The organism is Exiguobacterium sp. PHA03, assembly GCF_041945985.1.
Classification (GTDB): domain Bacteria; phylum Bacillota; class Bacilli; order Exiguobacteriales; family Exiguobacteriaceae; genus Exiguobacterium_A.
Genome location: NZ_JAUTYQ010000001.1, coordinates 207,653 through 229,774 on the forward strand (window position 1 = coordinate 207,653; position 22,122 = coordinate 229,774).

29 protein-coding genes are annotated in these 22,122 nt (G+C 44.9%); 27 read left to right on the plus strand and 2 right to left on the minus strand.

Annotation, left to right across the window (positions count from 1 at the left end):
• The first annotated feature begins 131 nt into the window (after positions 1 to 131).
• From Q7C19_RS01045 to Q7C19_RS01120, 16 genes are all read left to right on the plus strand, one after another.
• Positions 132 to 1,076, plus strand: a complete 945-nt coding sequence (locus Q7C19_RS01045; protein ID WP_035409162.1) for a PstS family phosphate ABC transporter substrate-binding protein — start codon at positions 132 to 134, stop codon at positions 1,074 to 1,076.
• 89 nt (positions 1,077 to 1,165) lie between these two features.
• A complete protein-coding gene (gene pstC / locus Q7C19_RS01050) occupies positions 1,166 to 2,107 on the plus strand; it encodes a phosphate ABC transporter permease subunit PstC (protein WP_035409160.1) in 942 nt (313 codons plus the stop codon).
• A 1-nt stretch (position 2,108) separates the two neighbouring features.
• Positions 2,109 to 3,017: a phosphate ABC transporter permease PstA gene (pstA, locus tag Q7C19_RS01055; protein ID WP_035409158.1), complete on the plus strand. Its 909-nt coding sequence runs from the start codon at positions 2,109 to 2,111 to the stop codon at positions 3,015 to 3,017.
• 95 nt (positions 3,018 to 3,112) lie between these two features.
• Entirely contained in the window at positions 3,113 to 3,889 is a 777-nt protein-coding gene (gene pstB, locus Q7C19_RS01060) for a phosphate ABC transporter ATP-binding protein PstB (protein WP_052019099.1), read from the plus strand.
• 18 nt (positions 3,890 to 3,907) lie between these two features.
• A complete protein-coding gene (gene phoU / locus Q7C19_RS01065) occupies positions 3,908 to 4,570 on the plus strand; it encodes a phosphate signaling complex protein PhoU (RefSeq protein ID WP_035409154.1) in 663 nt (220 codons plus the stop codon).
• A 107-nt stretch (positions 4,571 to 4,677) separates the two neighbouring features.
• Positions 4,678 to 5,403, plus strand: a complete 726-nt coding sequence (locus Q7C19_RS01070; RefSeq protein WP_035409152.1) for a DUF4912 domain-containing protein — start codon at positions 4,678 to 4,680, stop codon at positions 5,401 to 5,403.
• A gap of 31 nt (positions 5,404 to 5,434) precedes the next feature.
• Entirely contained in the window at positions 5,435 to 7,618 is a 2,184-nt protein-coding gene (locus tag Q7C19_RS01075) for a 1,4-alpha-glucan branching protein domain-containing protein (RefSeq protein ID WP_035409150.1), read from the plus strand.
• A gap of 104 nt (positions 7,619 to 7,722) precedes the next feature.
• Positions 7,723 to 7,872 (plus strand): 50S ribosomal protein L33, encoded by a 150-nt coding sequence (rpmG, locus tag Q7C19_RS01080; protein WP_012369771.1) that lies wholly within the window; start codon positions 7,723 to 7,725, stop codon positions 7,870 to 7,872.
• A gap of 57 nt (positions 7,873 to 7,929) precedes the next feature.
• Positions 7,930 to 8,475 carry a 5-formyltetrahydrofolate cyclo-ligase gene (locus Q7C19_RS01085; protein WP_035409149.1) on the plus strand — a complete coding sequence of 182 codons (546 nt, stop codon included), beginning with the start codon at positions 7,930 to 7,932 and terminating at the stop codon, positions 8,473 to 8,475.
• Positions 8,469 to 9,248, plus strand: coding sequence for a DUF92 domain-containing protein (locus Q7C19_RS01090; protein ID WP_056060181.1), 780 nt, complete (start codon positions 8,469 to 8,471; stop codon positions 9,246 to 9,248). The genes Q7C19_RS01085 and Q7C19_RS01090 overlap by 7 nt, the downstream gene beginning before the upstream one ends.
• Positions 9,249 to 9,411: 163 nt before the next feature.
• Entirely contained in the window at positions 9,412 to 10,368 is a 957-nt protein-coding gene (locus Q7C19_RS01095; protein WP_035409145.1) for an L-lactate dehydrogenase, read from the plus strand.
• 255 nt (positions 10,369 to 10,623) lie between these two features.
• Positions 10,624 to 11,133: a GNAT family N-acetyltransferase gene (locus Q7C19_RS01100; protein WP_035409143.1), complete on the plus strand. Its 510-nt coding sequence runs from the start codon at positions 10,624 to 10,626 to the stop codon at positions 11,131 to 11,133.
• Between the two features lie 160 nt (positions 11,134 to 11,293).
• Positions 11,294 to 12,331 carry a M42 family metallopeptidase gene (locus tag Q7C19_RS01105; RefSeq protein WP_081780393.1) on the plus strand — a complete coding sequence of 346 codons (1,038 nt, stop codon included), beginning with the start codon at positions 11,294 to 11,296 and terminating at the stop codon, positions 12,329 to 12,331.
• Positions 12,315 to 12,518, plus strand: a complete 204-nt coding sequence (locus Q7C19_RS01110) for a YqgQ family protein (RefSeq protein ID WP_035409139.1) — start codon at positions 12,315 to 12,317, stop codon at positions 12,516 to 12,518. The genes Q7C19_RS01105 and Q7C19_RS01110 overlap by 17 nt, the downstream gene beginning before the upstream one ends.
• 83 nt (positions 12,519 to 12,601) lie before the next feature.
• On the plus strand, positions 12,602 to 13,552 hold the full coding sequence (locus Q7C19_RS01115) for an ROK family glucokinase (protein ID WP_375091432.1): 951 nt from the start codon (positions 12,602 to 12,604) through the stop codon (positions 13,550 to 13,552).
• Between the two features lie 216 nt (positions 13,553 to 13,768).
• The gene (locus Q7C19_RS01120) at positions 13,769 to 15,694 is read left to right on the plus strand and encodes an LTA synthase family protein (RefSeq protein ID WP_035409136.1); all 1,926 of its coding nucleotides are present in this window, start codon (positions 13,769 to 13,771) and stop codon (positions 15,692 to 15,694) included.
• Positions 15,695 to 15,800: 106 nt separating this feature from the next.
• Here the strand turns inward: Q7C19_RS01120 and Q7C19_RS01125 are convergent, their stop codons facing one another.
• Positions 15,801 to 15,980, minus strand: coding sequence for a DUF2759 domain-containing protein (locus Q7C19_RS01125; RefSeq protein WP_035409134.1), 180 nt, complete (start codon positions 15,978 to 15,980; stop codon positions 15,801 to 15,803).
• Between the two features lie 168 nt (positions 15,981 to 16,148).
• On the opposite strand from Q7C19_RS01125, the gene Q7C19_RS01130 reads away from it, so the two are divergent.
• A complete protein-coding gene (locus Q7C19_RS01130; protein ID WP_375091433.1) occupies positions 16,149 to 16,766 on the plus strand; it encodes an MBL fold metallo-hydrolase in 618 nt (205 codons plus the stop codon).
• A 42-nt stretch (positions 16,767 to 16,808) separates the two neighbouring features.
• On the opposite strand, the gene Q7C19_RS01135 is transcribed toward Q7C19_RS01130, so the two are convergent.
• Positions 16,809 to 17,072 (minus strand): DUF2626 family protein, encoded by a 264-nt coding sequence (locus Q7C19_RS01135; RefSeq protein ID WP_023467555.1) that lies wholly within the window; start codon positions 17,070 to 17,072, stop codon positions 16,809 to 16,811.
• 224 nt (positions 17,073 to 17,296) lie between these two features.
• Between Q7C19_RS01135 and Q7C19_RS01140 the strand changes: the two genes are divergently transcribed.
• From Q7C19_RS01140 to Q7C19_RS01185, 10 genes are all read left to right on the plus strand, one after another.
• A complete protein-coding gene (locus Q7C19_RS01140) occupies positions 17,297 to 17,683 on the plus strand; it encodes a Spx/MgsR family RNA polymerase-binding regulatory protein (protein ID WP_035409130.1) in 387 nt (128 codons plus the stop codon).
• A gap of 62 nt (positions 17,684 to 17,745) precedes the next feature.
• A complete protein-coding gene (locus Q7C19_RS01145) occupies positions 17,746 to 18,588 on the plus strand; it encodes an ATPase, T2SS/T4P/T4SS family (protein WP_056060197.1) in 843 nt (280 codons plus the stop codon).
• 14 nt (positions 18,589 to 18,602) lie between these two features.
• Complete coding sequence (locus tag Q7C19_RS01150; protein WP_290748904.1) at positions 18,603 to 19,544, plus strand: type II secretion system F family protein; 942 nt, start codon at positions 18,603 to 18,605, stop codon at positions 19,542 to 19,544.
• A gap of 17 nt (positions 19,545 to 19,561) precedes the next feature.
• Positions 19,562 to 19,873, plus strand: a complete 312-nt coding sequence (locus Q7C19_RS01155; protein ID WP_023467559.1) for a competence type IV pilus major pilin ComGC — start codon at positions 19,562 to 19,564, stop codon at positions 19,871 to 19,873.
• Positions 19,842 to 20,303, plus strand: a complete 462-nt coding sequence (locus Q7C19_RS01160) for a prepilin-type N-terminal cleavage/methylation domain-containing protein (protein ID WP_035409128.1) — start codon at positions 19,842 to 19,844, stop codon at positions 20,301 to 20,303. The genes Q7C19_RS01155 and Q7C19_RS01160 overlap by 32 nt, the downstream gene beginning before the upstream one ends.
• 5 nt (positions 20,304 to 20,308) lie before the next feature.
• Positions 20,309 to 20,668, plus strand: coding sequence for a type II secretion system protein (locus Q7C19_RS01165; RefSeq protein ID WP_081780392.1), 360 nt, complete (start codon positions 20,309 to 20,311; stop codon positions 20,666 to 20,668).
• Entirely contained in the window at positions 20,559 to 20,954 is a 396-nt protein-coding gene (locus Q7C19_RS01170; protein WP_329470334.1) for a hypothetical protein, read from the plus strand. The genes Q7C19_RS01165 and Q7C19_RS01170 overlap by 110 nt, the downstream gene beginning before the upstream one ends.
• Positions 20,930 to 21,223, plus strand: a complete 294-nt coding sequence (locus Q7C19_RS01175) for a hypothetical protein (RefSeq protein WP_035409126.1) — start codon at positions 20,930 to 20,932, stop codon at positions 21,221 to 21,223. The genes Q7C19_RS01170 and Q7C19_RS01175 overlap by 25 nt, the downstream gene beginning before the upstream one ends.
• Positions 21,216 to 21,701, plus strand: a complete 486-nt coding sequence (locus Q7C19_RS01180; RefSeq protein ID WP_375091434.1) for a shikimate kinase — start codon at positions 21,216 to 21,218, stop codon at positions 21,699 to 21,701. The genes Q7C19_RS01175 and Q7C19_RS01180 overlap by 8 nt, the downstream gene beginning before the upstream one ends.
• A complete protein-coding gene (locus Q7C19_RS01185) occupies positions 21,698 to 22,012 on the plus strand; it encodes a hypothetical protein (RefSeq protein ID WP_375091435.1) in 315 nt (104 codons plus the stop codon). The genes Q7C19_RS01180 and Q7C19_RS01185 overlap by 4 nt, the downstream gene beginning before the upstream one ends.
• The last annotated feature ends 110 nt before the right edge of the window (positions 22,013 to 22,122 follow it).

The window sequence follows — 22,122 nt, forward strand, 5'->3', positions numbered from 1 at the left end:
ACGCCTTTACAATTCTTTTACGTTGGATTCATTTCGTTTTAATAGTTCATCCGTAGTATAAGTCTTGTAAGGAAAACGGATAAAAAGTCGTAGCATCGTCAGCGACATACTTTCGAGGAGGAAAATTAATCATGTCTTGGATGAAAAAAACAGCACTCATTACAACGGTAGCATCAATCGCAGTAGTGGGGGCAGCATGTGGTAACGATAAAGGCGGTTCTGCTAGTTCATCTGATTTAAAAGGGAAAATCGCAATCGACGGTTCTTCTACAGTCTTCCCGATCATGGAAGCTGTCGGTGAAGAATATTCAACGGAACAACCTGACGTAAATGTCACAGTCGGTGTCTCTGGTACGGGTGGCGGATTCAAACGCTTCGTCGTCGGTGAAACGGATCTTTCGAACGCATCGCGTGAAATTAAAGAAGAAGAAGCAGCTGAAGCGAAAAAGAACAACATCGAATATACAAAACTTTCACTTGCATATGATGGTCTAACTGTTGCAGTCAGCAAAGATAATACATGGGTAAAAGAACTCTCGCTTGATCAACTCGAAAAGATTTGGCTCGACCCAAACGTTAAGACTTGGAAAGATGTTGATTCTTCTTATCCGGCTGAACCACTGAAGTTCTTCAGCCCAGGGAAAGATTCAGGAACATTCGACTTCTTCTCTGAAAAAGTACTTGAGAAGAAAGACATGCGTAAAGACGTTCAACTGTCTGAGGACGATAATGTACTCGTCAAAGGGGTTGAAGGAACGAAAGGTGCGATCGGTTACTTCGGTTATGCCTACTACGCTGAAAATAAAGATAAGTTAAAAGAAGTACCACTTTCAGCTGAAGGAAAAGATGCTGTCGATCCAACACCAGAAACAATCAAGGATTTATCTTACCCGCTGTCACGTGAAATCTACACGTACGTCAACAACAAATCATTGAACGATAAAAAACAGGTGGCAGACTTCGTGAAATTCACGAACGAAAACGCTGGAGATTTAGCTGAAGAAGTCGGTTATATCAAAATGCCACAAGATCGTTACGATGAAAACACAAAAGCAATCGAAGATGCAATGAAATAATCATCGAGTCATGAGGATGGCCCAACCGGGGAAGTCTGTACCGGTTGGGTCCCGTTCTCATGTCAAGAAGGAGTAGGGAGCGAAGAAGGATGAATTCAACACCCAATAAATCGGTTCGCGAGCTGATTCAACAGAACCGACAGCAAAAATTCAGTGTGAAAAACGTCATGGAACGCATCATGCCGATCGTTTTATTTCTGTGTGCGTTCGTCTCGGTCGTTACGACCATCGGCATCATTCTCACGTTAGTCATTGAAACCGAGCATTTCTTTGAAGTCGTTCCGTTCAAGGAATTTTTCGGCAGTACGAGCTGGTATCCACTGAACTCTCAACCAGAGTATGGGATTTGGCCGCTTGTCGTCGGTACACTTGAGATTACCGTGATTGCGATGCTAGTTGCCGTGCCGATCGGCCTCACGTCTGCGATTTATTTAAGTGAGTATGCGTCAGACCGTGCACGCCGTATCTTAAAACCGATTTTAGAAGTCTTAGCTGGTGTTCCGACGATCGTTTTCGGATTCTTCGCGTTGACGTTCGTCACACCACTACTCGTTAAATTAATTCCAGGCATTCAAATCTACAATGCGCTCAGTCCGGGGATCGTCGTCGGTATCATGATCATTCCAATGATCGCCTCGATTTCTGAGGATGCGATGAGCTCTGTTCCTAAAAAAATTCGTGACGGTGCGCTTGCTCTTGGTTCGACACGTCTTGAAGTCGCATTAAAAGTCGTTGTTCCCGCTGCCTTGTCCGGAATCATTGCTTCAATCGTACTCGGAATGTCTCGGGCAATTGGTGAGACGATGATCGTGACGATCGCTGGTGGTTCGAATCCGACAGCTGCTGTTAATCCACTCGAGCCGGTCCAGACGATGACTGCGTATATCGTTCAGGTCGCTTTAGGCGATGCTGGATTTGGAACAGTTGAATATTACAGTATCTATGCGGTTGGTACGCTCTTGTTCGTCTTTACGTTATTGATGAACTTACTCGCGAACTGGATCACACGCCGCTTCAGAGAGGAGTATTAAGATGGCCTTACCAGAAAAGCAACCTGTCACAAAAAAATTCATCGATCCGGTCGCAGTTAAGAAATCCATTAGCCAACGCCTCGTCGTCAACAATGTAACGAAAGTCATTTTCCTCGTCGGTCTGTTTTTCGGTCTCGTCGTCTTAGGTATTCTCCTATTCGGCGTCATCCGTGACGGTGCTTCGTGGTTATCACTTGAATTTCTACAAAACGCACCATCTCGTCGTGCGGAACGTGCCGGAATCTATCCAGCGTTAATGGGATCGATCTTCTTGATGCTCCTGATCATCCCGATGATTTTCATCATTGGTGTTGGAGCAGCAATTTATTTAGAAGAATATGCAAAAAAGAGTCGGATGACATCGTTCATCGAGGTCAATATCTCGAACCTCGCAGGTGTTCCGTCGATCGTCTTTGGTTTACTCGGATTAACGTTCTTCGTCCGTAATATGGGCTTCGGTTCGACGTTGATTGCTGGAGCTTTGACACTCGCATTGATGAGTCTTCCGGTCGTCATCGTTTCTTCTCAAGAAGCAATTCGCGCCGTGCCACAAGCGATGCGCCATGCATCACTCGCACTCGGTGCATCGAAATGGCAAACGACGTTCAAAGTCGTTCTTCCGGCATCACTTCCGGGAGTCATTACAGGAATCATCTTAGCTGTATCCCGAGCGATCGGTGAGACAGCACCGTTGATCATGGTCGGAGCTGCCATTTTCATCGCCCGTGCGCCAGAAGGGATCTTTTCAGAGTTCACGGCATTACCGATTCAAATCTATAACTGGACAAGTCGTCCACAAGCGGACTTCCAAGGTCTTGCAGCAGCAGGAATCATCATCTTGATGGTCATTCTCTTGACGATGAACTCGCTTGCGATCTGGATTCGGAACCGATTTTCTAAACGCTATTAATCGAACGAGATAGAAGGGATTTCTTTTAAGGAGGAAGACAGATGATGGATACGAAGCTGAATACGAAATCAGTCGTCACAGAAGGGGCAGAGCGTATGAACCAACCAGTAGTAGCACGCGAGAGCGTCTATAACGTTAAAAATTTAAATTTATGGTACGGTGACGATCACGCGCTTAAAGATGTCAATCTTGATATCAAAAAAAATGAAGTTACGGCAATTATTGGACCGTCAGGATGCGGTAAATCGACATTCATCAAAACATTGAACCGGATGGTCGAACTCGTTCCGATCGTGCGGACGAATGGTGTCATTGAGTATCACGGACGTAATATCTTTGAAAAAGAGTATGGTGTTGAAGAATTACGGACGTCTGTCGGAATGGTCTTTCAGCAACCGAATCCATTCCCAAAATCAATTTACGATAACATCGCATATGGTCCACGTGTCCATGGCGTTAAAAACAAAAAAATCCTTGATGAGATCGTGGAACGTAGTTTACGCCGAGCAGCGATTTGGGATGAAGTCAAAGATCGCTTAAATGAAAATGCCTACGGTCTTTCGGGTGGTCAACAACAACGTCTCTGTATCGCGCGTTGCCTCGCGATCGAGCCGGATGTCATTTTGATGGATGAGCCGACATCGGCACTGGACCCGATTTCTACATTAAAAGTAGAAGAACTCGTCCAAGAGTTGAAATCGGACTACTCAATTATCATCGTCACGCACAACATGCAGCAAGCTGCACGTGTATCTGACAAAACAGCATTCTTCTTGAATGGTGAAGTCGTCGAGTTCGATCAAACAGACCGGATCTTTGGAAATCCGACCGACAAACGGACGGAAGATTACATTTCAGGACGATTCGGATAAGAAGGGGAGACGAGACGAATGGCAGCGAACCGTACAATTTTTGGAGAAAACCTTGCAATACTCGATCAAAAAGTCTTTTTACTAGCACGAAAAACGATGCAACAAATCGCAACGACAGCAGAGGCGCTCGAAAAATATGATCAAGATATCGCACGTGGTGTCATTGCGAACGACAATGAACTCGATGATCTTGAACTCGAAATCAACGATGATGCGATCCTCTTAATCGCGAAGCAACAACCAGTTGCGACGGATTTACGACGGATCATCACAGCGATGAAGATTTCATCGGATCTCGAGCGGATTGCGGATTATGCAGGAAATATTTCAAAAGCAGTCCTTCGTGTCGAAACATTTCCATACGTCATCGATATCTCCTTGTTGAAGGAAGCGTTTGAGACATTACTCGATATGACGGAAACCGCAATCGTTGCATATCGTGATGGAGATGTCGAAAAAGCAAAAGCACTGTCTGATCTCGACAATGTCATCGATGAGACGACATACAAGGCGCTCCGTCAGTATATGCGTCATATGTCCTTGCAACCGATCGTTGTCGATGAAGTCATGCAATTCACGAACATTTGCCGATATATCGAGCGAATGGGTGACCACTTGACGAACGTCGGGGAACATCTGATCTATCTCGAAAAAGGAAAACATTATGATTTAAATGGGTGAACTAAGTAGGCAGGAGGAATTTCCTCTGCCTACTTTTTTTGTAAAGGGATTCGAAACACGTTTGTAGAATAGGAAAGAAGTGAATAATGACAGAGAGGTGATTGGGAATGCTTGAGCAAATCATTAAAATGAAAGAACAAGGGCTGACAACAAAACAAATCGCAGCTCAATTGGATACGACTGAAGGAAAAATTAAATATGCTTGGACCAAATATCGTAAATCATTGACAAATCAACCAACTGTAGAAGCACCGAAAGTAAAATCAAAAACTGTCAAACAGACCAAAAAGTCGACTGCACCGGTATTAGATGTCGTACCGTCTGTGCAAGTGATGCCATCACTCGAACGTGATGCGTTTGGAATGGCGACGCATTATGAAGATGATATTCTCCATGCAATCGTTCAGTCACCGACTGCGTTATATGTCTACTGGGAATTGTCTGAACTGTCGAAACAGTTGTTAGAAACGCATTATCACACGACATTTGATTCGTTCCGTAAAGAGTTACGCATCATTGACGTCACACTCGTCGATTACGAACAAGGACAAGCGAATCGTACGTATCAGTTCGAACTGCCTGAGATGACGAATGCTTGGTTCGTTCGACCAGTTGCCCCGAATACTACATACATCATTGAATGGGGCATTCAAACGATTGATGGAGATTTCGTTCCAGTACTACGTTCGAAACCAGTCGAGACACCACGTGACGAACCAGTCACAGACGGACGCTTCGCCGAAGTCGTGCATCATTGGCAATACGGTGAGGTCGAACAGCCGGAATGGGTCGAGGTATTACGCCCGTATTCTTATTTCGATCGCGTCCGATAATGGAATTAGAGAGAGGAAAGGAAGAGAAGCTATGCGAAAAGGATATTTTTCACTCGTCTTACATGCACACTTACCATATATCCGTCATGAAGAGGCGCATCGTCTCGAGGAACGGTGGATGTATGAAGCGATTTCAGAAACCTACATTCCATTATTGTGGGAAGTCGACCGCTTATCACGTCCGCTCGGTTGGACAGTCAGTATTTCACCGCCGGTCATCGAGATGCTTGCCGATCCACTGATTCAAGACCGCTACATCGAGCATATCGAGGACACATTACGTTTGATTCGTCAGGAACTGGAGCGAGAGCTTGACCAAAAGGAACGAGATGCTCTTTTATTCTATCAAGACCGCTATCAAGATTTATTGAATACGTTCCTTCACTGGGAAAAAGATTTGAACCGGGCATTCCGCCATTACAAAGAGCAAGGCTATCTTGATTTGATTACCTGTACGGCGACACACGGGTTCAGTCCTCACATGTTGTCTGAACAAGCGGCGCGCTCTGAAATTCAGACAGGCTTGAACTGTTTTGAACGCCATTACGGATTCCGTCCATCAGGTCTTTGGATGCCGGAATGTGCCTATACGCCAGGACTTGATCGGATTTTATATGAGGAAGGCATTCGCTATACGTTCGTCGATGAACATTCGATTTTAAACGCCGATCCAGCACCAAAACACGGAATCGGAGCACCCGTCTATTCTCCACACGGCGTAGCACTCTTCCCGCGTGATCAAATCATTTCCGGAAAAATCTGGAGTTCTGTCATCGGGTATCCGGGACATCCTGATTATCGTGAGTTTTATCGGGATCTCGCGTATGATCGGGAATGGGATCAAATTGCTGAGTTCATGCATCCGGAAGGCTTACGTTATGATACCGGGTTGAAATTGCATCGTGTAACAGGTGAGACGGATCAAAAAGACTATTACGTACGTGACTGGGCATGGCAACGAACAAGTGAGCATGCAGCAGATTTTGCTCAAGCACTTGGTGAACATTTAGATGCATATCAAGGACAAGACTTCCCGCCATTTCTCGTCACAGCACCATTTGATGCTGAATTGTTTGGTCACTGGTGGTTCGAAGGACCTGATTTCCTTGGTAAAGCGATGGAACGTCTAGAGGATCAGGCGATTGAGTCGATTTCACCAGCTATGTTCCTCGAACGTCACTTCCAAGACATCGATACGGCACATGTCGCGATGGGAACGTGGGGACGAAAAGGCTATGCGGAAGTCTGGATCAACGAGCGCAACGACTGGATGATTCGCCATCTCCACCAGCTCGAAAAGAGACTAGCAGGAATCGTTGCGCGAAATCGTCATCAAGATGCATTGACTGTCAAGGCGAAACGCCAGCTCATTCGAGAATATCTACTTGCTGTCTCAAGTGACTGGCCGTTCATTTTAGACGGACAGACGACAGCACAGTACGCTGCGAACCGGTTCCGTGAACATATCTTACGTTTTGAAGAAACCGAACGTCGTCTCGATGCACAAGAATTAACGATGGACTGGTTGGAAGGGCGTTATCAACAATATCCGTTCTTGCAAGATGAAGACATTGAACCAGATGTTTTCTTAACGGCTCATGACTATTATGTTGCGGTCAAACGCGATGCTGCTTTGAACAAGGATGGTATTCTAATGTTCACTCGGGATTACGAACAATCTCACCGTCCAGTTCGTGATGTAGCTAGACGACTAGCGGCAGCGGGAGAGAACGTCTACGTCGTAACGGAACATCCTGAAGCGTATCGATTCGAGGAGGGTGTGCATGTATACGGGGTACAAGTGACAGGTCTACCGCTCGTTCAAACATACAATCAACTGGCTGCGTTAAATCTAGCCTTCTTGCGTCAGGCGCAAGCCTTGGCGAAGATCGTTGACTTCCAAGTCGTCCATAACTTCAATATGGAAACAGCGTCAGCTGCCCAGGCAATCGCCAAGATGAAAGAGTTGCCACTCGTCAGTAATGTTTATGATGTCGAGAGTGAGCGTTCTCCGGATCGTTCAGGTGGTCTGGTCGTTGCGTTAAAACGACTTGAAGGAGACGCATTGCGTCAATCGGCTGTCGTTTATCTAGAACGGGAAGAGTCACGCAACGGGGTGGAACAGGAGTATCACGTTGAAAAGAAACCCCTTCGTTTTGAAGAGAACCTTGAAAAACCATATCAACACGTGACGAATCCGAAAAAGAACGGATGAACAGTTGCAATTCCTTTCCTTTCTTGGTACGATACTTGAGTATGCTTAACCTTATGTAAAGCAAAATCACTTGATACATCGAGAGCTAGATAGGAGGGAATTCCATGCGCGTTAAAATCACATTAGCTTGCACTGAAACTGGTGACCGTACTTATATCACTAAAAAGAACAAGCGTAACAACCCAGAGCGTCTTGAGTTGAAGAAATACAACCCACGTCTCCGTAAACACACACTTCACCGTGAAGTGAAATAATTGAGATGGAAGCCGTCACTTCGTGTGATGGCTTTTTTTGTGGAAAGGAAGACAGTTATGAACAAACAAGAAGTACGCCGTCTGATCAAAGAAAGATTAGATGTGATGGAGAACCGTGCTGAAAAGGAACGGTTAATACACGAACATGTTTTGTTATTGCCTGAATGGCAACAAGCGACTTGTGTCGCAATCACGTTAGCATTTCGAAATGAATGTGATACAAGCATATTGATTAAACAAGCGTGGCAAGAGGACAAGACGGTCTTGATACCGAAAGTAGTCGGAGAAGAGATGGTCTTTTATGAATACAGACCAGAAGATCAATTGCAGCATAATCAGATGGGAATCGCAGAACCAATGGATTCAGCTCGTCGCACTACACTTGATCAAGCGGGATTTTGTCTCGTTCCGGGACGCGCCTATCGACGGGATGGCTATCGCTTAGGGTGGGGAGGCGGTTATTATGATCGTGCACTCGTGACATACACAGGTTGTAAAGTATCCATCGCCTTTTCAGAACAGCTCTTTCCAGATTTTGAAGTGGAAGACTTCGATATCCCAGTTGATCTCATCGTCACGGACCAAGAGGTTATCCGATGTTAAGTGTTACGATTTTATTTTGTCTCATTCTCGCCTGGACTGGACGATATTTTCGCTTGTTGACGACAAGCGGGGCTGTCTTGACAATGCTCGTCGGCAGTGGTGTCTCATTTGGATTCGGCTTGAAAGGTTTAGTGGTGCTCTTACTCTTCTTTGGCAGCTCGAGTCTTTTATCGAAAATTGGGCGTTCTAGAAAAAAATCCGTGGACGCGATCGTCGAAAAAGAGGGTGCACGTGACGGATGGCAAGTACTTGCGAATGGAGGAGTAGCGTTCGTCGCTGCTATAGCCTACGCCATGACGATGAATTTTGCATATCTCTTGTTATTCCTATTCGTCATCGCGGCATCGAATGCCGATACATGGGCTTCGGAAATCGGTCCACTCTCAAGACGTGATCCATGGTCTTTGAAAACATTACGACGGGTACCAGCAGGAACGAGCGGAGCGATGTCGTTAATCGGAACGTTAGGAACAATTGCTGGAGCTGCGTTCATCGCTTTAGCAGCGCAGTGGATCTTCTCTCTTTCTTTGACAGAGGCCTTACTTGTGACAGGTATCGGTGTCCTTGGAAGTCTGCTCGATACACTATTTGGAGCAATGTGGCAACGCGTGTATGAATGTTCAGTTTGCGGGGAACGTACGGAAAAACGAGAGCATCATGGACAACCGACAGCTTACGTATCGGGTATTTGGTTTCTTGGAAATGATGCGGTAAACGTCATGACGAGTGGTCTAGCGAGTGGAATCGGGTTTATCATCGTCCGATTCTGGTAAGTGCAAAGTATGACAGGGTAATTCCTTATGTTAGGATATCGATGACACAAAATGGACAAATGTGATTAATTTCACATATTACAAAGAATGTGAAAGATGTTACAATTTATTTGTGAGATAGTTAACAAACTCTTAGAACGAATGAAAGGGTGGACATAACGAGATGGAATTACATGCGAAAGTAACACGGGTGGCGTTAATCGGAGCAGGTGCGGTCGGTTCAAGCTTTGCTTATCAGATGTCAACAGCCGGACTTTGTGAGGAACTTGTCATCATTGACGTCAATAAAGCAAAAGCAGAAGGTGAAGCGATGGACTTGAACCACGGAACCCCGTTTAGTTCTTCACCGATGCGGATCTGGGCTGGAGATTATATGGACTGCCGAGAGGCTGAGGTCGTCGTCATCACGGCGGGAGCTCCTCAAAAACCAGGAGAGACGAGACTCGATCTCGTCGCAAAGAATGCATTGATCATGAAAGAAATGATTCGTCAGATTATGGATTCTGGTTTTGATGGTCTCATCGTCGTGGCTTCCAATCCGGTTGATATCATGGCACATCTGGCTTGGAAATATTCCGGTCTTCCAAAATCACGCGTATTTGGATCAGGAACGGTGCTCGATACAGCACGTCTGCGTCAAATGCTTGGAGAATACTTTCACATCGATTCTCGCAATGCCCATGCCTACATTCTTGGAGAACATGGAGATACGGAATTCGCTGCCTGGAGTAATAGCCGTATTTATGGAAAAACAATTGATGAACTACTTGCTGAGGACGATCGTTATTCTCAAGCAGACCTTGATCAAATCTATATCAACGTTCGGGATGCTGCCTACCATATTATCGAACGTAAAGGAGCAACTTATTATGCGATTGGACTTGGACTTGTTCGAATCGTGCGTGCCATCCTTGGGAACGAGAACTGTTTGTTGACGGTCGGGGCGTATGTAGATGGGCAGTACGGGATTTCCGGCATTCACATCGGAGTACCGGCGATCATCAATCGTCAAGGTGTGCGGGAAATCATTGAAGTCGCGTTGACGGAAGAAGAAATGAAGAAGTTTCATCATTCTGCTGATGTATTGCGTCAGACACTCGAACCTGTCTTGCAAGATTAACGGCGCAAAGCATGACGAAAACCTCATAAATAGAGAGCTTAAAAACTCAAATGGTGATCCTGTATCTTAGTGTCCACCTTTGAGTTTTTGTTATGAGAAAAAAAGAGGCAAATATCACTACTGTATTTAAGTGAAATTAAAAGAGAAAAAAATCTAGGTTTTATTTTACTAGAAAAGGGTTAAGTAAGAGATAGAAGCGTTTTTCCGTTATTATTTGTACGTCATGAAACCCAAAAAAGGAGAGAATCGACAGTCATGTATACTTTTCGAAAATTAACTAAAGAGGATGCAGAACAATACTGGAATCTACGCCTTGAGGGATTAAAGAATCATCCAGATGCGTTCGGTCATTCGTTTGACGATGAACAGCAAACCCCGCTCCGCGAAGTACGAGAAGGTCTAGAAGGAGAACCCGACTCCGATGAGATTTGGCTCGGTATGTTCGACGGCGATGTATTGTTTGGGTTTGGTCAGGTCAAGCCATATGAACTGTCACGTGAATCGCACAAAGCGATGATTTCCGGAGTATATGTTTCGCCTGCATATCGTGGAGGGACCGGTCGTGCTCTAATGGAGGCCTTGATCGACGAGGCGAAGAAGTTACCAGACGTTGAGCAAGTCATTCTTGCCGTATTATCAGGAAATGAAGCAGCGCAAAGTCTTTACGAATCGCTCGGCTTTGAAGTATATGCCGAAGATCCAGACTCCGTAAAATTAGAAGATGGCACATACCGCGATGATATTTGGATGAAAAAATACGTCTAAGTTCATTATATGGTGTGGACAAAAAGCTGTAGCAAAAAAGTGCTACAGCTTTTTCGCGTAGTTCATGTAGGATATCAGTACCGACAAAGAATGAATATTTGTTATCATGAAAACAAAGCGGATAGCACGTTGTAGTCCGATTGAAAGGGAGCGAATGAACATGAAAGAAGTCATACGTACGATTGAAGAGCTGGTCTCGATTCCAAGTCCGACAGGTTCGACGAAAGAAGCGATTACATACGTAGAAAAGCGATTGATGGCAGAAGGCATCACGTATCGAAAACTCGAGAAAGGAGCCATCTTAGCGACTTTGCCTGGTGCTTCAACTCGCACGCGGTTACTGACGGCACACGTCGATACATTAGGGGCAATGGTAAAAGAGATTTTACCAACGGGACGACTCAGTTTATCACAATTAGGGGGCTATGCTTGGACAGCGATCGAAGGAGAGAACTGTCTCGTGCATAAGATGGACGGTCAAACAATTTCCGGTACGATTGTTTTCCATCATTCGAGTGTCCATACGTCACGCGAGACGAACAAAACGGAACGGTCCGCTGATAATATTGAAGTCCGACTTGATATTCGTTCGACGACAGCCGAAGAGACGCGCGTCGCGGGGATTGAAGTAGGAGACGTCGTGACGTTTGATCCGCGTTTCCTCTATACGGAAACTGGGTTTGTGAAATCGCGCCATCTCGATGATAAAGCATCGGTTGCTTTGTTGCTTGAATTGATTAAAGAATGGAAAACCATCGACCTGCCACACACGGTCCAGATCCTGATTTCAAATTACGAAGAGGTTGGGTTCGGTGGAAATGCTGGATTCACGGAAGAAGTCGCAGAATATGTCGCGGTCGACATGGGTGCGTTAGGAGATGGTCAGCATTCTGACGAATTCACGGTCTCGATTTGTGCAAAAGATGGTTCCGGTCCGTATGACTTAGCGTTACGTCATCAGCTAACACGTCTAGCACAACGCAATAGTATCCCATATAAAGTTGATATTTATCCGTTCTATAGCTCGGACGCTTCGGCAGCAGTGCGTGCGGGACATGATGTTCGACACGGACTATTTGGTCCGGGGATCGAATCGAGCCATTCTTACGAACGAACACATGAGACGTCATTACAAGCGACCTATGATTTGCTACATGCGTATGTAAAGGAGCCGATGGTCGATGAAGACACTGTATGATGTACAACAGTTACTTAAGACGTATGGAACCTTCATCTATCTAGGAGATCGAGCATCAGATATTGCGATGATGATGCTCGAACTTGATGAATTGCAAGAAGCAGGCGTTTTGGAGCAACGTCAGTATGATTCAGCAAAACTCATCTTACGACATGAATTAAAACGTTCACAATCCGATAATGTTTAAGGTTGCGCAACCCTTTGCGCAATGCGAGTGTGTCCGTTAAAATGAACAAGTAGACATTATATGAGCATAGGGGAGACAGAGCAATGAAATGGTTACTCGGCATTGATATCGGTGGAACGACAGTGAAGATGGCAATTTTGGATTTGCAAGGCATCATCGTAGAAAAATGGGAAATTGAGACGGTGATCCTGAATGATGGTGCACAAATTCCAGGAGATATTGCAAAATCATTTTTTGAGAAGTGTCAAGAAAGCAACAAACGACCAGAGGATTTTGTCGGAGCAGGTATTGGTGCGCCAGGATTCATCGACTTTAATACGGGTGTCGTTGAAAAGGCAGTCAACATCGGGTGGCATAATTTTGAACTCGTTGGTGAATTCGAACGGTTGACAGGTTTACCGGCAGTACTTGAAAATGATGCGAACGCAGCAGCGATCGGTGAGATGTGGAAAGGTGCCGGTAGTGGCGCAACAGAATTACTCGCGGTCACACTTGGTACGGGTGTCGGTGGTGGTCTGATCACGAACGGACAAATCGTTCACGGTACGGTCGGAATGGCAGGAGAAATCGGTCATATCACGATGTTGCCTGAAGGTGGCGTCATGTGTGGATGTGGACGTAAAGGATGCCTTGAGACGATTGCTTCAGCAACGGGTATCGCCCGTCTTGGTCTTGAGAAACGTAAAGGACAAGAATCGCTACTGAATGACATTAAAGCAGTGACGGCGAAAGATGTATTTGAAGCGTATGAAAAAGGCGATCGTATCGCAACGGATGTTGTAGAGGATGTGACGTTCCACCTCGGACTTGCGATTTCAAATCTAGCAAATAGTATCAATCCGGAAATCATCGTCATCGGTGGTGGTGTCTCTAAAGCAGGTGAAACACTGCTTGCACCGCTACGTCAGCAATTTGAACGGTTTGCGTTACCCCGTGTCTTTGGATCAACGACGTTCAAGATTGCTGAACTCGGAAACGATGCTGGAGTCATCGGGTGTGCATGGCTTGCTAAGCAAATGTTCTTGAAAAAATGATAATATTCAATTTCAATGAAAGGTTCGCTCCGGCGAATCTTTTTTTTGTTTACAAACGTATAGTAATTGTGTGATTGTTAAGTATCTTCCGGATTCCGGTTGCATTTTTGTAAAACTAAGCGTAAAATTTTCACGTGATATGGGTATATGTACATTATGATGTAAGTTGTGTGAACTGAAAGCAGAAGGCACATGTAAATTAGGAGGCAGGTTTTTATGCAGCAAGACGCAAACATCTGGTCGCGAATGCGCCTAAAGATGGGTCAAGGCGTTCGCAGTACTTATAAAGAGCATAAGCTTTTTTGGATTGCGACCTTATTGATTTGGTTAAAAACGTATTTAGCGTATACACTTTTCTTCAACGTTCCCGTAACGAATTCCGCGCAAGCATTCATTCTACTAATTAATCCAATTAGTTCAGCGCTCTTCATGTTTGGATTTAGCTTCTTCTTCCGAGGAAATGTCCAAAAATGGTTCATCTACGGTACACTGTTCGTCGCAACCATCATTTTATATGCGGACATCATTTTTTTCCGCTTCTTTAATGATTACTTGACGTTGCCAGTATTGTTCCAAACTTCGAATGCAGAGACGGTTTCCGCTTCACTCGCATCGCTTTTAAGTTGGGCTGATTTACTAATCGTCGGCGATTTGATCATCTTACCATTTTTCTTACGGAAAATGGATATGTCCAAAAACGTCGCGTCACGTGGGCGCGCAATTCTTGCATTCGTCGCAGCAGTCGTCGTCTTCCTTGGAAACTTGACGCTTGCTGAGACAGAACGTCCAGAATTATTGACACGTGCCTTTGACCGGGAATTACTCGTTAAGAATATCGGAACATTTAACTTCCATATGTATGACGCACTCATCCAGTCGAAGACATCTGCGCAAAAAGCACTTGCGGATAGCTCTGAGTTATCAGAAGTCCAAAACTTCATCGATTCGAAGCATGCTGCAGCCAATCCGGCGATGTTCGGCAAGTATAAAGGTAAGAACGTCATCGTCATCTCGTTTGAGTCAGCTCAATCATTTGCCGTTGGTTTAAAAGCACCAAACGGTCAAGAAATTACACCGAACTTGAATAAATTGATCAAGGAATCCCATTCATGGGATAACTTCTATCACAACACAGGACAAGGGAAAACGTCAGATGCTGAGTTCATTCTTGAGAATTCGATCTATCCACTTGGTCGTGGATCTGCATTCTTTACGAACGGAGAGAACGAATTCCGTGCAACACCTGAGATGTTGAAAGAAGATGGTTATTACTCAGCTGTTTTCCATGCGAATAACAAGTCATTCTGGAACCGGGACATCGTCTACAACAGTTTCGGCGTAGATCGTTTCTTCTCGGAGACGGATTATGATTTAGGGGATCCAGCAGATTTGACGGAGTGGGGCTTACTCGATGACAAGTTCTTTGAACAGTCACTTCCGATGTTAAAAGATTTACCACGTCCGTTTTATTCGAAATTCATTACGTTAACGAACCACTATCCATTCGAGATGCCAAAACCAGAAGATGAACTCGTACCACCGCTTGAAACGAGTTCTACGACACTGAACCACTACGTTCAGGCGCTAGCGTATCAAGATATGGCACTCGGTAAGTTTATCGAAGGTCTAAAAAAAGATGGTACGTGGGATGATACGATCTTCATGGTATACGGTGACCATTACGGTATTTCAACAAACCATAATGCTGCAATGGCAGAACTCATGAACAAAGATGAGTTGACTCCGTATGATGTTGCGCAACTGCAACGTGTACCGTTTGTCATTCATTTACCGGGTCAAACGAAAGGTGTCAAACACGAAAATGTTGCGAGTCAAATCGATATTAAACCAACATTGCTTCACCTGTTAGGTCATGATTTCAAGAATGAGATCTTGTTCGGTACTGATCTCTTCTCAAAACAACATAAAGACTATGCGTTGTTCCGTGACGGTTCTGTCGTAACAGATAAGACGGTCTACACGCAAGAAACATGTTATGACCGTAAGACAGGAGAAGAAGTGAAGGACGGGGAACAAGCGGAAATGTGTAAACAATCTACGAAACAATCTGAGAAAGAATTAGGACTCTCAGATAAAGTCATCTATGGCGACTTGCTACGTTTCCTTCAAACTTCAAAATAAGTAAGATAATACTGAGAGTAGGTCTACGTTCTAGTAGGTCTACTCTTTTTATAAAATAACAAAAAAGAGAGATGCTCGAGGCACCTCTCTTTTTAGCGTACTCTGATTACGATGGAATACCGCCGTAAATCAATGTCGCAATCCCAAACCAGCCGAATAAGACGACAGTTAGGGCTGCGAATACGAGTGGAAACATTTGGCGTTTCTTAAGTGAACGAACGACGGCCCAAACACCGACGAGTGCGACGAAGAAGAAAAGCCAACCGATTGGTTGATCCAAATGCATGACGTACTCCCCCTTAAACAATCACGTTATGAATTTCACGAAGATTTCACTTAAATCTCACTTTTTAGTTTATCCGACTCTCGGGATAAAGTCGAGAGGGCGTTGCAGGAACTTTCGACAATTTCGTGTATAGTAGGGGAAGAGTCTATTGAAAAGGGGTTTTATAGAATGGAAATCGTCATGATCACTTCCGGTATGGCATCTGAGAATGGCTACTTGTTATTTAAGGACAAGGAGTGTCTCGTCATTGATCCAGGAACAGAAGATATACGTTTTTTCGATGAAATTGAAAGTCGAGGAGCAACCTTAAAAGGAATCCTTTTGACCCATGCTCACTTTGACCACATTGGTGGTGTGGATATGTTACGACGCTTCACGGAAGCTCCTGTCTACGTTCATGCGGAAGAGGCAGGCTGGCTTGGTAATCCAGAATGGAATGGTTCGGCAAAATTCGGCATGCCGCCGATGCGCATGAAGCCAGCCGATCACCTGTTACAACCAGGACAATTGGCAATCGGTAACTTTTCAATGCATGTACTTGAGACGCCAGGACACTCACCAGGAAGTGTGACGTTCTATTTCAAGGGAGAACGAATCGCATTCGGTGGGGATCTCCTATTCCAACAAGGCGTCGGGCGAACGGATCTTTATGGTGGGAATCAAGACGTATTGATGCGTTCGCTTGATCGACTCATTGCGGAACTACCAGCAGACACGACAGTCTATCCGGGTCACGGTCCAAATACGACGATCCGACAAGAGATGAAAACCAATCCGTTTCTATAAGCAAAAAAACTCGCCATCCAAGAGGATGACGAGTTTTTTTCATTACATCTGGAAGTTCGACCAGTACGTAAAGACGATGAAAAATACAGTTAAGTAAGCTCCAAAGATATAGACATACGTTTTTTCAGTTAAACGCAAGTAACCAAGCGCTGCAAAAAAGACAGTTTGTGCCAAGAAGACGAAGCCCATGACTAAAAATGAATCCGTATGCTCACTTGAGCTTGCATCGCCACCCAATGCGCCGATAAATGCCATGACTGCGATGATACCAGTCCAGAAACCGAGTACGCGGTACATTCTCCCCATTCCTATAACCCCCTAAATCCGACAGATAGTCAATATACGTACTTATTTTACCAAGCAAACAATCATTCGTCTATCCTGTTCTAGTGATTGTTAAGGAATAACTGTGAACAAAAGATGAAGTTTCAAAAAAAGTTGTACAATAGTTGTACAAAAGGTGTACAAAGTCAAAATGTCGTGCTATAGTAACTGTAATGAAACCCCACACTTTGAGAGGAGGAGCAAAAATGGCGAATGAGTTAGTCTTTTTCACATATCCAAGCTGTACATCATGTCGTAAAACGAAATCATGGTTAAAAGAGGAACATGTTGATGTAGAGGAACGTCATCTGTTCAGAAATGCTCCAACAGTTGATGAACTCATGGAACTGTTAAAATTATCGACAGACGGGATTGAAAGTTTGCTCGCAACACGCAGTCAAGCCTTCAAAGATCTCGGCATTGATATTGAAGACATGAAACTCAGTGAGTTATTACGCCTCATGAGTGATAACCCGAAGTTGTTACGCCGCCCAATCATCACTGATGGAAAACAACTCGTTATCGGGTATGATAAACCGGGTCTTGAGACATTAGCGAAGCGTAAACATCGGACAATTGCACACGTATCGTAAAGAAGCCGGTTTGGTCGGCTTCTTTTTTTTGTGTATTGTTTGCTGTAGGGAGGTGAGTAGAAATGAAGGAATGGACGACACAACTCATGGAACGATTCGAAGCACTCGGTGCAACAGATGTTCATTTCGTTCCGAACGAGACTCGCGTCCGAATCGTTTGTCGAACGAGCGATGGGCTGTGTGAACAAGATGACGTAGAACTGACACGTTACCGGACGCTTGTCAGCCATATTCGCTATGAGGCGAACTTAAAGGAACAAAATGAACGAATTCCGCAAAGTGGCTTGTATCCACATGGGAAAAAGGGAATGCGTGTCTCGTTGTTACCGAGTCGACAAGGGGATGCGATGTCGTGGCGTTTTTATCGTTCGACAGTCTCTCGAGAAACGGCTTTACAAACGTTACATGATCAATTGGACTTCGCATGGTTAGCTGAACAACGACATGGGTGTATCGTCATTTCCGGATCGACAGGTGCAGGAAAGACGACGATGTTATATTCCTTGATGAGTGCAATGGAAGAAAAACGAATCATCTCGATTGAAGATCCGGTGGAATGTACGGTACCAAACGTCTTACAACTGGAACTAAATGAAAAAGCAGGCTTCACTGCTACGCGATGTTTTGAGGAAATACTGCGAGCGGATCCAGATTGGATTGCTTTTGGTGAGGTGCGGACAAGGGAGGCAGCACGTTTGACGATGAATGCTGCCCTTAGTGGTCACGTCGTGTTGTTTACGCTACACGCTGGAAGTATTGATGAAGCGCGATTACGATTGCGCAGTTTAGGTATCGAAGAGTCAGAGCTAGCTGTCTGTCAACGCATCATTCATCTCGAGCGAAAAGGAGAGGATGTCCGCTGTACCGTCAGAAACTTACAAGCCGCGATCAAAGTCGGTTCTTAAAACGATATCATCGCTTGTTATCAAAAGGAATTTCCGCGAAAGAGACGCTACTCATTTTAAAACGATTCGAGCGTCATCCGTTCTCGGAAGTGGTCGGAGAAATGGAGCAACGTCTTGAAAAAGGAGACTCCTTTGCAGCATCCCTTGAACCGCTTGCGTTAACGAATACCTTAAAACGACTTCTTTTTGTTGGAGAAAGGACAGAGCGACCATTGCTTGTTCTTCGCCAAATCGTGAAACTGCTCGACCTCGAAACAGAAATGCGATCGAAGTTTTGGAAGATGATCCGATATCCGCTTGTCCTAGCGACCAGTCTATTCCTGCTGTTCTTCTTTTACGCCCTCTACGTATTTCCATCTCTCCTCGAGATGTCGGACCCGAAAACTCTCCCCTCATTTCTTCATCTTCTTCTTCACCCTTCTGCGAAATATATGCTCGCAAGTATTCCCGTTATTTTGTTAACCTCCGGTTACCTCTTCTTTCGCTTCTTTCCATTAAACCGTATTTTACGACTGAAACCGTTACAGCGTTTGATTCGTCTCTACTACAGCTATTTATTCACGATCGAAGTAGGATCGTTTATCGATGCTGGCTTTTCGCTCGAAGAGACCTTTCGTCATCTAGAGCAAGGACAAACGAATAAAAAAGGTCATTTGTACGCTCGTTTGCATGCTAAACAACAGGCGGGGGAACCACTTGCAGAAGCGCTTGGCGAAGATGAGATCATCGAAGCCGAGACGATTGGAATCGTCCATTTAGCGCGAGAAAGTGGAGATCTTGGTCCGTTGTTGCTTGAACAAGCGACGCTCTTGCATGAGTCGATGGAAGAGGAGTTAGAGAAAAAGTTGTTATGGATCGAGCCGATTTTGTACGGGGGATTGACGATCATGACAGGAACGTTGTTTCTCATCTTATATTATCCGATTCAGCTAGCGATACAGCAGCTTCCATTTTAAACAGAGGAGACGATACGATGAAACAATTCTTAAAACGACAGGACGGATTCACTTTACTGGAGATGGCAGCCGTCTTATTGATCATTTCGTTGTTACTGCTCGTTTTGATTCCAACGATGACAAGTGGAAAGGATCAGGCGAAAGGTGTGAGTTGTGAGGCGAACATTCGAGTCATTCGTTCGGAGGTCAATTTGTATTACGCCAAAGAGAAAAAGTACCCAGAATCGCTCCAGACGATCAATCGGGGAACCGCCGATAAACCGAATGCCCTCGTCTGTGATCAGGAGACGTATACGTATGATCCGAAGACTGGCGAACTTACGAAGTGAACAAGGATTTACCTTATTTGAGATGACGGCGGTACTGACAATCATTGCTTGTTTACTTGTTTTGTTGTTGCCGGCACTATTTGAAAAACGACCGGACTGGATTCCGCTTGAACAAGAGGTTCGTCTAATGGAACAAGATATTCAGACGCTTCGGCTCATGCAGTACTCGAAACAAGATCAAGCATTAATGCAGTTTCGATTTCGAGGAGACGGGACAGGATACCTTGTACTTGCGGATGACCGGCTGTTATGGCAACGAACGTTCCAGAATGGGCATACATGTGCCGTTCCCCCGTCAAACCGCATCATCTACTTTAAGAGCTATCACTCGATTTATGCAGCGACGTGGTCTTGCCGTTCGGCAACAGCCGAGTATGAAATTAAATTCTTACTTGGGAACTATCAAATGGCAATCCGTAAAGTGAGGTGAGAAGTATGCAGGACAAACGACAAGCGGGTTTCTCTTTGCTCGAAGTGATTCTCTCTATCGTTGCGATGGGTGTCTTCATGATGCTAGCGATCGATCCTTATCTCGATTTACGAACGAAACAAATCAAATGGGAACAAGAGACGAAACAGCTTGAGCAGATGGCGACGGATCAAGTTGAAAACCGAACAGTGTCCTATGTTCTGAAGCAAGGAGCGTGGTGCAATGAAACGACATGTCTTGCGAGCAGAATCCGGAATGACCCTCCTCGAACTATCGTTCGTCCTGTGGATCAGTCCGTTGCTCCTGTTGGCGATTTTGACGCTGACACCACTCGTTCGCCCACCAGAAGTCAATCGAATGAATGAGGAACTGTTCTTTCATACCGTAGAACGGCTTATGTGGCGGAGTACGATGTGTGAACGCGTTGGAGATGAGATTCGCGGAATGGACGTTAATCCGGGAGAGATGGCTGAGAAATGGCGTCTCGTCCGTGTGCAGGATCAACTACGCCTCAAGAAAGAACAAGGAGGTGAACTGACATACGCTCGCGATGTCAAACAATACACTGTGACAAGCACTGCCGAGATCCTCTCAATTCAGTTGAACGACAGCAAACGTTCCTTCCGATGCGTCAAGACGGATTCATCTTGATTCAGACCTTACTGTTACTTCTGGGAATGGGAGTCGTGCTCTTAATCGCTTGTCAGCAAATTGACGAAGAAATGCGCCATCATCAGTTGGAACAAGAAGCACTACAACTCGAATCTCTCATCCGCGCGGCAAAAGCAGATTGTACGAAGGATGAGACCCTCCGCTATCCAATCGGGCAAGTCAGCTGTACAGTGACCGATAAAGGCTTTAAAATGGAAGCGAGATTAGATAATGGTCAAAGAATCGAGGCGGTCGTTACACATGAGTAAGGTTTATTTGATTGGCTTTATGGGAACTGGTAAATCAGCCGTCGGACATCGATTACGTGGACGATACACGGTCGACGAATTGGATGAACACTTCGAACAGAAACATGGACAAACGATTCCTTCTTTTTTTGCTGAGCATGGCGAAGCAGGGTTTCGTACACACGAGAACGAATTGTTAAGGAACAGCAACGCGGAAGTAGTCGTCACGGGTGGTGGAATCGTCGAACGAGAAGAGAACCGACTGTTCATGAAAAAAGCAGGGACAGTCATTTGGATTGATACGCCTTTTGATGTCATCTGGAAACGGATTGCTTCTGACTCGAATCGTCCACTCGTGACAGAACGGGAACAGGTGAAGCATTTATTCGATCGTCGCTATTCTTTGTATGCTGGAGTTGCCACTGTTCGCATTGAAGGAACGACATCAATCGAAGGGTTGGTTCATGCGATTGAAACTGTATTGGAGGAAAAGTCATGATTTGGATTACGTTAGGTATTATTTTATTGTCCATCGTAGGACTTGTGTTGTTCGGATTCATTCTTTATAAAAAGAAGCTATCTCAGGATATTCAACAATTAAAGCAATTGATGGAGCGCTTTACGATTCGTCAGAAAACCTTGCAGACGAACATCGATCATACAACGCACCGAATCGATCAAATCAAAGGGAACATCAACCGGATCACCGAAGAAGGAAATCGTGTGAAGCAGGGAACAAGCCAATTGGTGACGGAAGGGCGACGACTTCAAGAAGAAATCAAGCGAACTGCCGGAATCGATCAATTTTGAAATGGCTTTCATGGGAAGAATATGAAACAATAGGAGAGAAGGGACAGGGTCCTTTCTCTCTTTTTCATGTGTTCCTTTTTCCGAATAATACTAGATAATTATGATTTAAA

Bases quoted from the DNA above. Each gene is read 5' to 3' on its own strand.
- Q7C19_RS01045 (WP_035409162.1), top strand. From the start codon at position 132: ATGTCTTGGATGAAAAAAACAGCACTCATTACAACGGTAGCATCAATC.
- pstC (WP_035409160.1), top strand. From the start codon at position 1,166: ATGAATTCAACACCCAATAAATCGGTTCGCGAGCTGATTCAACAGAAC.
- pstA (WP_035409158.1), top strand. From the start codon at position 2,109: ATGGCCTTACCAGAAAAGCAACCTGTCACAAAAAAATTCATCGATCCG.
- pstB (WP_052019099.1), top strand. From the start codon at position 3,113: ATGAACCAACCAGTAGTAGCACGCGAGAGCGTCTATAACGTTAAAAAT.
- phoU (WP_035409154.1), top strand. From the start codon at position 3,908: ATGGCAGCGAACCGTACAATTTTTGGAGAAAACCTTGCAATACTCGAT.
- Q7C19_RS01070 (WP_035409152.1), top strand. From the start codon at position 4,678: ATGCTTGAGCAAATCATTAAAATGAAAGAACAAGGGCTGACAACAAAA.
- Q7C19_RS01075 (WP_035409150.1), top strand. From the start codon at position 5,435: ATGCGAAAAGGATATTTTTCACTCGTCTTACATGCACACTTACCATAT.
- rpmG (WP_012369771.1), top strand. From the start codon at position 7,723: ATGCGCGTTAAAATCACATTAGCTTGCACTGAAACTGGTGACCGTACT.
- Q7C19_RS01085 (WP_035409149.1), top strand. From the start codon at position 7,930: ATGAACAAACAAGAAGTACGCCGTCTGATCAAAGAAAGATTAGATGTG.
- Q7C19_RS01090 (WP_056060181.1), top strand. From the start codon at position 8,469: ATGTTAAGTGTTACGATTTTATTTTGTCTCATTCTCGCCTGGACTGGA.
- Q7C19_RS01095 (WP_035409145.1), top strand. From the start codon at position 9,412: ATGGAATTACATGCGAAAGTAACACGGGTGGCGTTAATCGGAGCAGGT.
- Q7C19_RS01100 (WP_035409143.1), top strand. From the start codon at position 10,624: ATGTATACTTTTCGAAAATTAACTAAAGAGGATGCAGAACAATACTGG.
- Q7C19_RS01105 (WP_081780393.1), top strand. From the start codon at position 11,294: ATGAAAGAAGTCATACGTACGATTGAAGAGCTGGTCTCGATTCCAAGT.
- Q7C19_RS01110 (WP_035409139.1), top strand. From the start codon at position 12,315: ATGAAGACACTGTATGATGTACAACAGTTACTTAAGACGTATGGAACC.
- Q7C19_RS01115 (WP_375091432.1), top strand. From the start codon at position 12,602: ATGAAATGGTTACTCGGCATTGATATCGGTGGAACGACAGTGAAGATG.
- Q7C19_RS01120 (WP_035409136.1), top strand. From the start codon at position 13,769: ATGCAGCAAGACGCAAACATCTGGTCGCGAATGCGCCTAAAGATGGGT.
- Q7C19_RS01125 (WP_035409134.1), bottom strand. From the start codon at position 15,980: ATGCATTTGGATCAACCAATCGGTTGGCTTTTCTTCTTCGTCGCACTC.
- Q7C19_RS01130 (WP_375091433.1), top strand. From the start codon at position 16,149: ATGGAAATCGTCATGATCACTTCCGGTATGGCATCTGAGAATGGCTAC.
- Q7C19_RS01135 (WP_023467555.1), bottom strand. From the start codon at position 17,072: ATGGGGAGAATGTACCGCGTACTCGGTTTCTGGACTGGTATCATCGCA.
- Q7C19_RS01140 (WP_035409130.1), top strand. From the start codon at position 17,297: ATGGCGAATGAGTTAGTCTTTTTCACATATCCAAGCTGTACATCATGT.
- Q7C19_RS01145 (WP_056060197.1), top strand. From the start codon at position 17,746: ATGAAGGAATGGACGACACAACTCATGGAACGATTCGAAGCACTCGGT.
- Q7C19_RS01155 (WP_023467559.1), top strand. From the start codon at position 19,562: ATGAAACAATTCTTAAAACGACAGGACGGATTCACTTTACTGGAGATG.
- Q7C19_RS01160 (WP_035409128.1), top strand. From the start codon at position 19,842: ATGATCCGAAGACTGGCGAACTTACGAAGTGAACAAGGATTTACCTTA.
- Q7C19_RS01165 (WP_081780392.1), top strand. From the start codon at position 20,309: ATGCAGGACAAACGACAAGCGGGTTTCTCTTTGCTCGAAGTGATTCTC.
- Q7C19_RS01170 (WP_329470334.1), top strand. From the start codon at position 20,559: ATGACCCTCCTCGAACTATCGTTCGTCCTGTGGATCAGTCCGTTGCTC.
- Q7C19_RS01175 (WP_035409126.1), top strand. From the start codon at position 20,930: ATGCGTCAAGACGGATTCATCTTGATTCAGACCTTACTGTTACTTCTG.
- Q7C19_RS01180 (WP_375091434.1), top strand. From the start codon at position 21,216: ATGAGTAAGGTTTATTTGATTGGCTTTATGGGAACTGGTAAATCAGCC.
- Q7C19_RS01185 (WP_375091435.1), top strand. From the start codon at position 21,698: ATGATTTGGATTACGTTAGGTATTATTTTATTGTCCATCGTAGGACTT.